Below are 9,645 nucleotides of genomic sequence, written 5' to 3'. Positions count from 1 at the left end.
AGTTAATTGAATAACACCCTAGCAAAATTTAAAAAATCATTCAAGAAATAATAAAAAGCGGAGAGCTTTTCTTAAAGCTCTCCGCGAAAATATTTATTCATTAGACAGGTATCTTTCTTTGGACTAGAATGTTTTTATTATCAGGTTCAATAATTTTTTTATAGTCAATTTTCAGAAATACTGACTTTTCCCCAAATATGGCTTCCTCTTTAATTTGAATTTTCCTTTCTGCCTAGCAAACTGCTAAGCATTAACTGTTACATCCTTATTCTTTACTTTTTGAGTTCCTTTCCATGAAAAATAAGTAAATATTCTAAGGAGTTTTTCAAGTGGACCCATTTTAAACTTTTTCAAATAAACATAGCTGCCAACCATCTGCAACATATAAATAATTAATGAAAGGAAAATTCCAATTAAAACGCCTAGTTTACCAAAAAAACCAAAGCCATAACCATAAAAAATAGTCGTACAAATGATTGTTTGAAGAATATAATTACTGAAAGATAACTTTCCAACACTTTCGAACATTTTTACTACCATAGATTGTTTCCCACTAATATACATCAAAGCAAAGGCACAAATATATCCTAAAGATAATAAATTCCCGCCAAGCATATTAATAGCTCCACTCCATGGATTTTCAGGAATGACATATAGCATACTTTTACAAATCAAACCAATCGGAAGCAAAATTGCTGATATAGTAAGATATTTCTTTTTATCCTCTTTCGGTGTAACGAACCAACCTGTTTTTGCACAATACATACCAATTAAAAATAATGCTAATGAAAATAATGGAACTAGAAAAACACCGAAAATAAATAGAAAATCAGGAATATCTATTGGCATTTCATTATTCCGATGTTCTTTAATTTCGAAATAACTTCCTTCTCCATATATATCGATCGTTTTTAATACGTATTCCTCTGTCGTTTTTTTCTCTTCGTCTGTCTCATATGTTGATAAACCGTACCCAAAGAGCGATGATAGTACCAACAATGATAATCCCCAAATAAGTAATGTTTTTGGTTTTCGATTTACAAAGATTAAAAGCAATATCCCCATTATTCCATAGAAAGTTAAAATGTCACCCTCCCATAAAAACTCAGAGTGCAAAAATCCAATGAATGCTAAAAAGAAAAATCTTCGGAAAAAGGTTCTTTTTACTTTGCCCCCTTTTTTCTTTATGCTATTTGCCATCATAATCATCGAATAGCCGAACAAAAATGTGAAAATCGGCATAAAGCTGCCTTCTACAAAAATTTTCAATAAGTAATAAGCTATATTATCCATTTGATTTAAGGAATACAAATGGATTTCATCTTTTCCCCATATTCCGTACTGAAATATCAGCATATTCGCCATTAATATTCCGAGAAGGCTTAAACCTCTTAATCCATCAATGGTATGGATACGATTCGTGTTCATAAATATTCTCCTTTTTAAACTTGATATCTCCACTTTACTAATCAAAGCTTTCCACAATAAAACCAATTGTTTACCATTCGATAAACTTTTCAATCGTTCGTTCAACTTCTCGTAATGTTCATATGCTACGATATGTTAAGAGGTGAGCTAGATGGAAAATTTAGAAAGCAATAAGATTTTGCTAGTTGATGATGAACGTTCAATTGTAAAAATGCTGGAAACTGTTCTTCGTAAGGAGGGCTTCAGGCACATACATACTGCTTATAACGCTCAGGAAGCTTTACATATACTTGAAAAGCAAAAAATGGATATCATTGTGTTAGATGTCATGCTACCTGATCAAACCGGCTTCGATTTATGTCCGAAAATCAGACAATTAAGTAATGCATATATCTTATTTTTGACAGCTAAAATATCTGATTTGGATGTTTTAACAGGCTTTGCGATTGGTGGAGACGATTATGTTACTAAACCATTTAATCCATTGGAAATTGTCGCTAGGTTAAAAGCACATTTGCGGAGAAATACGCAAACTGTCGAGGTCTCAAGCATACAACAATCATCTGCTTTTGACTTTGGTCGCTTTATCTTATATGAGGAATCTGGAGAACTACATGTAGATGGAGAGGTAATTCCATGTCCAGCACAAGTATACATGCTTCTTCTTTATTTCTGTAAACATCCTAATAAGATTTGTTCAAAAAATGAATTACTTGAAGCAGTTTGGGGCTTCGATCATTATGTAGATGAAAATACCGTTGCAGTACATATAAGAAGGATTAGAGAAAGAATTGAAGAGGATCCGAGTAATCCTAAATTTTTAGTCACTGTTAGAGGATTAGGATATAAGCTAGTTAGGAGTTATCAAAATGAGAAAATTAAGAAATAGATTAATTTTTCATTTCTCATTACAATTTGTTACATTAACAATAGCTATAACAATACTTGTTATTATTCTTTTCTTTTTATTAGTAAACTATATTGCAAACGATGAGATTAAACGGAACACTCCTGTAGGTGTATTTGATGGAATTTTTTCAGATACTGAAATCATTGATAATAATAAAGCAACGCTCTCTGATAAATGGATAGCATTATTAAAGCAAAATGAAATGTGGGTTCAGGTTATTAACAATAATGGTAAAGTCGTTGGAAATTTCAATACTCCTAGTGAACTTCCAACATCGTATGCAATGAGTGATATTATCAGTATTGAAGAGAATGATCAACTTTTAGGATATACGATTAAATCTGAGGTAGATAATACATACGAAGAACCATATTATTATATTCTTGGATATAAAGATAAAAACAAAGAAAAGCTTGTTTCTCTTTTCAAGCAATATAATGCAAATGGCCTTCTTAACGAAAATGAACTGCCTGGGATCAAAAAGAAATTAAAAGATGCAACGATTCATATTATCAATAAAGAAGGCGAAATTCTCCAATCTATAGGATCTGAAATGGATGACGCAAAAAAATATAAGCCGCTTGATATTTTACTAAGAAAACAAGAACCGGGATATTATTCAACCGAAACGTCCATTTATCATGACTCATCAACAAAAAACACATGGATTTTATTATCGCCTAAGAAAGATTCTGAGTATACTAGTATAACCATTTTGGAAAAATTCATAATAGCTATCATCATTATCGGTGCCTCGGTATTTTTCATAACAGTTTCACTATCTATTTGGAACGGCTATCGATATGGTCAGCCTCTCTTTATTTTTACGAGCTGGCTTGAACGGATGGGGAAAAAGCAATATGATGAAGTGCTAACAGTAAAAGAGCGCCATAAAATATTTCGTAAAAGCGGAAAAGTTCGAACGAGATATCGTTTATACCGTGAAGTAATCAATGCATTTTACGAAATGGCTGAGAGACTTGCAGCATCTGAAAAAGAAAAAATCAAGCTAGAAAAAACGCGAGAAGAGTGGATGACAGGTATTTCCCATGACTTACGTACACCTCTGTCTTCCATTCAAGGATATGGTCATTTACTAGAAAGTGGTCAATATAATTGGACAAAAGCTGAATTGGTTGAAATCGGGAATATCCTTGTTGAGAAAAGTGAACATATGCTAAGACTTGTCGAGGACTTTACATTAACTTTTCAAATCAAAAACAAGGCATTATCTCTTGTAATGAAAAATTATAGTTTAAACCAATTAGTTCAACAAATAACAGCTAAGTATTTAAAGGATAGAACTTATAATCAGTATGAGTTTCATTTTATTAATGCTGAAGACCAATATTCTATTAATGCTGATGCTAAATGGTTTGAAAGAATGCTAGATAATATCATAATAAATAGCATTAAACATAACCCTCCAGGTACGAGCATTACACTCTCAATCAATAAGCATGAAAATGACAATCAAATTATTCTACAAGTCAAAGACGATGGAGTTGGAATGGATGAAAATACTGTTCAACAGTTATTCGAACGGTATTATCGAGGTACAAATACAGAGGAAAACACCGATGGTTCAGGCTTAGGGATGAATATTGCTAAAGGTATTGCCGAGCTTCATTCGGCAAAAATCACCGTTACCTCGGAGCTTAATAAAGGAACAATTATTAACATTTCCTTTCCACTAATGAATGAAAACAATAAATAAAGAAACAGAGACTGACTTTTAGATGTTTAAAGTCAGTCTTCCCTCTTCAAAAGTCGTATTTCATTTTTTATATACTGGAAAATACTTTATCAAAACCTTGTTTAGTACGTTTCATTAGCTCTACTACTGATTCTGTAGGTGGATTTGGTGTTAATACCTCTTGAGAGATTGCTCCATTGTACCCTGTTTGTTTGATACTGTTTAAAAACAAAGGTAAATCTATTACTCCCTCTCCTGTATATAGACGATCATTATCTTTAAGCTCTTCAATTGGTAAAGAATATGCATCGTTTATATGAACATGGACAATTTGTTTTTCGTTTAACCTTGTAATGTCCTCACTTGATAAGCCTGTTGTATACCAATGATAAGAATCTAATAATAATCCAACGTTCGATTTGCCAATTGCATCAATAAGTTCTAACGTTTCATTCTGTGTCCAAATAAAAGGATATTTCCCTAATTTTCGAAGATGATGTGGGCCAACATATTCTAAACCCAAACGGACCCCATATGCATCTAATATCTCGGCACAAGCTCTTAATCTCTTAATTGTCGTACTCATAAAGCTAGCTGGCTTTAAATCTGTGGATGGTAAAATATATGTACAGCAGCGTGTACAGCCTAAATCAAATGCTGCCTTAGCAGAGCTTACAAGATTTACGATATCTGATTGAAATTCCTCGTTTGAATTTCTCCATTCAACAGGAAGTGGAATTGCTCCAATCACAATTTTATTCTCTTCTAAAATAGCTTTTGCATGAGGTAAACCATAGTTCTCAATAAATTGTTTAGCATCTATATCAACAGATTGAAAGTTATAATCAGCTGCTAATTCAATAAATTGTTTATCATCAATACTCGTCCCAAATCCCGCCTTTGTTAATCCTCTTAACATAAAAATTACCCCTTTCGGAAATGATGTAAAAAGTAAGGAGCTTTCCCATAAGTATAAAATCTTAGTGAAAAGCTCCATTAACATGATCGTCAATCAATAAAACTATATGTTCCAATCCAATTCAACTTCACGACCTGATTTAGATGATTCATAAATTGCATCAAGGATTAGATTGTTTGCTAATCCGCTCATTGCTGAGGTGATTGGCTCTTTTTCTTGGCGAATACACTCAATAAAATGTTTACTTAAGTATATCCGCTCATCTATTTCGTTTTCGTTAGGAAATAATTCAATATCAATCGGACGGTCAAATTGTTCAGTTAAGATTTTTGCTTGATTTCCATTAATAGATGCTCCACCGTCTGAACCCATGAGATGAATAAATGGGTTATTACTCGTTTCCATATTAACGGCCCAGCTTACTTCGAGTGATAAAATCGCCCCATTATCCATTTTAATTAAAGCGGTCGCTAAATCCTCGACATCATAAACTCCCTGCCAATTTGGTGTACCCCAATTTCCAATACCTTTTCTCTTCGGGCCAAATTCTGCATATGTTGCTCCATAAACAGAGATTGGCTTTGGATTTCCCATTAAATACAGTGCCAAGTCAAGCATATGGACACCAATATCAATTAAAGGTCCGCCACCAGCTTCAGATTTTTGCGTAAACCAGCTTCCCCAACCTGGTATCCCTTTTCTTCGAAACCACCCAGTTTTTGCATGATAAATTTTTCCGAAAGCACCCTTTTCAACCTGTTCTTTTATTTGTCTAATTTGCCATTGCCATCTCATTTGATGGGCAACCATCACTATTTTTCCAGTTTCACGCTGTACTCTAACAATTTCTTTAGCCGCTTCACTATTAATCCCCATTGGCTTTTCAACTAAGACGTGCTTTCCAGCCTTCAAAGCCGCAATTGTAAGGGATGCATGCCACTTATTAGGTACACCAATTATAACTGCATCAATCTTATCTTCATTAATCAACTCTTCCGCAGTATGATAAACTTTTTGTATGCCATGTTCTTTTGCTCTTTGTTCAGCCAAAGGTATATATGTATCCGTAATACCTATAATTTCAACTTCATCAAGTAGCTTTCCGAATGTTGTTAAATGTACATTACCGATTGCACCGGCCCCAATAATCCCTAATCTAATTTTCCCCACATGAAATTCCTCCATAACAGCAAAATGATAAACTAAAGACTTAAAAACATTGTTGTTGCTTTCCACTTCAGGCATTCCCTATCTATAGGCGGACTAGGAGTCTCCTTGTTGGAGTCTCATGCTTACACTCCAATCAACAATAAACTTAAATATAGCTAATCAAAAAATATTACAAAATTGTTTTTAAATATGTAATACTTTGTTCAATACTTTCAAAAGGAGAACGTTTACATTTATCTTGTTCGATAATGAACCATTCTACATTTTCAAGCTTACACTTCTCTACAATTGCTTTAATATCTACGCCACCTGTTCCAAGCTCAGCAAACGTTTTCTCTTCGTCAGTTGTCATATCCTTCAAGTGAATTAATGGCAAACGATTTGAATATCTGTCTATCCATTGTAGAGGATCTTCCCCAGCAAATGTTAACCAGTATACATCTAATTCTGCCTTAACGAATTCCGGATTTGTTTCAGCAAATAAAATATCCAAATAAGTTTTACCTTCACTTTTTTCTAGTTCAAAGTCATGATTGTGATAACTAAGTGAAATGCCTTCTTGCTGACACTTCTCACCGATTTTATTCAATCTGCTTGCAAGAGCATAATAGTCATCCCTTTGATTTTCAAACAAATATGGACATACTATATTCTTACAATCTAAAATCTTTAAATATGCTAATTCAGCCTCTAAATTATTTTCTAAGTTTTCTAATGACACATGGCTGCTAACAGCTTTTAATCCAAGGCGATCAAGAGTTCGTTTTAAGTTTTCAGCTTCTTTTCCCCAGTAACCAGCAAGCTCAACCCCATTAAATCCCAATTCAGAAACCTTTTCTAACGTACCATAAAAATCCTTTTCACATTCACTATGTAATGTATATAATTGGACTGCTATTGAATTACTCATCTATGATTCTCCTTTTTTATGGAATATTCTTTCTCTTATTATGATACCAAAAAAAATGTCACACTACATCACTTTTATGAAATCGGTTTCTTTATTTTTAAGAAACTTGTTAATTACCCTTATTTTTTATCTCTTTTCATTCCCTTTTCACAACTGACATCATCTCCCCTAACATTGCCCTATAATACCTCCAATATCCACTCTTACAAACTTGCCTTTGAATTTCACTTTAGATATAGTTTACAAATCTATTGTTAATACTTACTTGTTTCAAAAGTTAATTTATCGTGTATAATTAAAGTGATCCTTCCGAAACATTCGCTTGTTGCGGGACACTTAACCATGTACGGATCGGAAGGATCACTGTGTCTGATGTAATATCAGGCACTTTTTTCTTTTCATTTACTTAATAAATAAAGTGAACTCATAACTAATTTTTGATATTATTAAAATAACTAAAGTTGATCGACAATTTAGCTTCATATAATCAAACTATACTTTATAGATTGTTCAGTAATCATTATTAACTAATGGTTAATAGGAGGAGCAAAAATGGAACATACGTGTGAATTTGTCTATCTACCAACAGATGTCGGAACCATCCGACTTGATATCTATCATAAGCATTCACTTTTCCATGTACAAGCTGAGCTTAACAACATACTCGCATCTTCATATGACCGAGTAAAAGTAGAAGCAGTAAAGAAAGCAATCCTCCTACTTGCTAAAGAATACCAAGCTTATGGACGTCCAGAATAGATAATTGATTAAACAGATGATTGGATGTTGAATTTAAATGCCATTCTTCACATGAAACAATACATAAATAGAAAAACGTTGGGTTAAGAGGTGATTTACTTGTTAGAAGGTTGGTTTCTCTGGTTCATTATATTTTGGATTGTTTTTCTACTCTCAATGCTTGCAATCGGTGGGTTTTTTATGTTCCGAAAATTTTTACAAAGGCTTCCTAAAGAGGATGGTAAATCTGATTTAGATTGGCAGGAGTATTATTTGCAAAAAACGAAACATTTATGGAAGCAAGAAGAAAAAGATTTATTAGAAGAATTAGTTGCGCCAGTTCCCGAGCTATTTCGTGATGTTGCCAGGGCGAAAATCGCTGGTAAAATTGGGCAGCTTGCTTTAAAGGAAAACGCCAAATATATCACTGTAGATTTAGTTATCAGAGGCTATATAATCGCAACACCAAAGCGTGATCATAAATTTTTAATAAAAAGATTAAAAGAAAAGCAAATTGACTATTCACCATATAAAGCGCTATTTTAAAAAAACTGTCTCCAAATGTTCGATATGTTAGTCATATCGATACAGTATTTAGGAGACAGTTTTTACCATTTTATTCATTCAATTTTAAACAGTTGGAATATTTGGCGAAGAATCTAATTGATTTTTTACCTTTTTAAAAGTAAAATACATAGCCACCCTCCATGGAACAATCATTCCAAACGCGAGAATCCAAAACATTCCACTTAATTCTCCAATATCAATTGATGTGCTTAAATACAATTTCATCACAATTCGAATTACTAACAATCCGATTAATATAAATGCAAAAGCTTTTGAACGTTTTAAATAAATGTCATTTTCTCTAATTTCAAAATTAGAAGTTTTAATTAAAAAAATTGAAAAAATCATCCCAACAAGTAATGCCTCAAAAAATTCGGCAGCAGATACTCTAAACATCGGATGAATAAACATTAACGCACCTGTGCTCATAAAAATTGGAGGCAAAATTATTTTTTTCACGGTTGCTGGTTTCTTTTGTGCTTTCATCCTAATAAATAAGACAAAAACAGCCATACAAATAGCGAAGATTGTAGAAATAAATGTAAGCAATCGAACCAATCCTTTACTTTAAACAAGTCCTATCTATAAGTATATACGAATTTTTATAAATTACCTAATAGAACTTTTCATTTTAATCAAATCCCTTTCAAAATATAAAAAAACCATTTAAGAATGTCCTAAATGGCTTTTACATTATCCTAAAACACGATCTATTGCTTCAAGTACACGGTTTTCATCAAATGGTTTAATAATAAAATCTTTAGCCCCTGCTTCAATTGCTTCAACAACCATTTTTTGTTGGCCCATCGCAGAACACATAATAATTTTTGCATCAGGGAAATTCCCCTTAATTTCTTTTAACGCTTCTATACCGTTTTTTTCAGGCATTGTAATATCCATCGTTACTAAATCTGGAACTTCCTTTTCAAATAGCTTTACGGCCTCTATACCATTTTCTGCTTCACCGACTACTTCATGATTTGCCTTTACTAATATATTTGATAAAGTCAATCTCATAAACTTGGCATCATCAACAATTAAAATTCTAGCCATGCCTAGTTCCTCCTCCAAAAATGATAAAAGAAGTCTCGATATAACATCAAACTTCAATCGTGAAGGCAATTGCAAGTTGACTAAAGGAGGGCTGTTAGACTCAAGCCATTCATCAAACGCAATATCTTTCACACATACCCTATTATATCAAAAACTACTTGAAAATATAGTAAATTCGTCTCAAAAAATATAACTTTTATGAAAAACAATAAGGACTTTACGCCTGTTAACATTACAATATTTATGAATAGTTT

At 32.8% G+C, this 9,645-nt stretch carries 10 protein-coding genes; 4 read left to right on the top strand and 6 right to left on the bottom strand.

From position 1 onward, the window contains the following. Positions 1-243: 243 nt before the first annotated feature. Positions 244-1,428, bottom strand: a complete 1,185-nt coding sequence (locus tag HU235_RS12560) for a DUF418 domain-containing protein (RefSeq protein WP_174880424.1) — start codon at positions 1,426-1,428, stop codon at positions 244-246. Positions 1,429-1,579: 151 nt separating this feature from the next. On the opposite strand from HU235_RS12560, the gene HU235_RS12555 reads away from it, so the two are divergent. Both HU235_RS12555 and HU235_RS12550 read left to right on the top strand, forming a co-directional pair. Further along, a complete protein-coding gene (locus tag HU235_RS12555) occupies positions 1,580-2,317 on the top strand; it encodes a response regulator transcription factor (protein ID WP_174880423.1) in 738 nt (245 codons plus the stop codon). Then, a complete protein-coding gene (locus tag HU235_RS12550; protein ID WP_174880422.1) occupies positions 2,298-4,055 on the top strand; it encodes a sensor histidine kinase in 1,758 nt (585 codons plus the stop codon). Before HU235_RS12555 ends, HU235_RS12550 begins: the two co-directional genes overlap by 20 nt. Positions 4,056-4,122: 67 nt before the next feature. Here HU235_RS12550 and HU235_RS12545 read toward each other — a convergent pair whose 3' ends face one another. The 3 genes from HU235_RS12545 to HU235_RS12535 all read right to left on the bottom strand — a co-directional run bounded on the left by HU235_RS12545 (position 4,123) and on the right by HU235_RS12535 (position 7,033). Next, positions 4,123-4,953: a sugar phosphate isomerase/epimerase family protein gene (locus HU235_RS12545; RefSeq protein WP_095301805.1), complete on the bottom strand. Its 831-nt coding sequence runs from the start codon at positions 4,951-4,953 to the stop codon at positions 4,123-4,125. A gap of 102 nt (positions 4,954-5,055) precedes the next feature. Continuing rightward, positions 5,056-6,138 (bottom strand): Gfo/Idh/MocA family protein, encoded by a 1,083-nt coding sequence (locus HU235_RS12540; RefSeq protein WP_095301838.1) that lies wholly within the window; start codon positions 6,136-6,138, stop codon positions 5,056-5,058. A gap of 154 nt (positions 6,139-6,292) precedes the next feature. Further along, positions 6,293-7,033, bottom strand: coding sequence for a sugar phosphate isomerase/epimerase family protein (locus tag HU235_RS12535; RefSeq protein ID WP_174880421.1), 741 nt, complete (start codon positions 7,031-7,033; stop codon positions 6,293-6,295). A gap of 552 nt (positions 7,034-7,585) precedes the next feature. On the opposite strand from HU235_RS12535, the gene HU235_RS12530 reads away from it, so the two are divergent. Together HU235_RS12530 and HU235_RS12525 are read left to right on the top strand one after the other, a co-directional pair. Further along, complete coding sequence (locus HU235_RS12530) at positions 7,586-7,792, top strand: hypothetical protein (protein ID WP_095301803.1); 207 nt, start codon at positions 7,586-7,588, stop codon at positions 7,790-7,792. A 99-nt stretch (positions 7,793-7,891) separates the two neighbouring features. Further along, positions 7,892-8,317 (top strand): DUF2621 domain-containing protein, encoded by a 426-nt coding sequence (locus HU235_RS12525; RefSeq protein ID WP_174880420.1) that lies wholly within the window; start codon positions 7,892-7,894, stop codon positions 8,315-8,317. Between the two features lie 84 nt (positions 8,318-8,401). Here HU235_RS12525 and HU235_RS12520 read toward each other — a convergent pair whose 3' ends face one another. Both HU235_RS12520 and HU235_RS12515 read right to left on the bottom strand, forming a co-directional pair. Beyond that, positions 8,402-8,887, bottom strand: a complete 486-nt coding sequence (locus HU235_RS12520; RefSeq protein WP_095301801.1) for a CcdC family protein — start codon at positions 8,885-8,887, stop codon at positions 8,402-8,404. Between the two features lie 144 nt (positions 8,888-9,031). Continuing rightward, positions 9,032-9,391, bottom strand: coding sequence for a response regulator (locus tag HU235_RS12515; protein WP_095301800.1), 360 nt, complete (start codon positions 9,389-9,391; stop codon positions 9,032-9,034). Between the last annotated feature and the right edge of the window lie 254 nt (positions 9,392-9,645).

The sequence above is a fragment of the Metabacillus niabensis genome (assembly GCF_902829255.1).
GTDB classification, from domain to species: domain Bacteria; phylum Bacillota; class Bacilli; order Bacillales; family Bacillaceae; genus Metabacillus; species Metabacillus niabensis.
The sequence above is the reverse complement of the archived record's forward strand: the minus strand, read 5'-3'. Positions and strand labels throughout refer to the sequence as shown.

Bases quoted from the DNA above. Each gene is read 5' to 3' on its own strand.
- HU235_RS12550 (WP_174880422.1), top strand. From the start codon at position 2,298: ATGAGAAAATTAAGAAATAGATTAATTTTTCATTTCTCATTACAATTT.
- HU235_RS12555 (WP_174880423.1), top strand. From the start codon at position 1,580: ATGGAAAATTTAGAAAGCAATAAGATTTTGCTAGTTGATGATGAACGT.
- HU235_RS12545 (WP_095301805.1), bottom strand. From the start codon at position 4,953: ATGTTAAGAGGATTAACAAAGGCGGGATTTGGGACGAGTATTGATGAT.
- HU235_RS12535 (WP_174880421.1), bottom strand. From the start codon at position 7,033: ATGAGTAATTCAATAGCAGTCCAATTATATACATTACATAGTGAATGT.
- HU235_RS12560 (WP_174880424.1), bottom strand. From the start codon at position 1,428: ATGAACACGAATCGTATCCATACCATTGATGGATTAAGAGGTTTAAGC.
- HU235_RS12515 (WP_095301800.1), bottom strand. From the start codon at position 9,391: ATGGCTAGAATTTTAATTGTTGATGATGCCAAGTTTATGAGATTGACT.
- HU235_RS12540 (WP_095301838.1), bottom strand. From the start codon at position 6,138: ATGGAGGAATTTCATGTGGGGAAAATTAGATTAGGGATTATTGGGGCC.
- HU235_RS12530 (WP_095301803.1), top strand. From the start codon at position 7,586: ATGGAACATACGTGTGAATTTGTCTATCTACCAACAGATGTCGGAACC.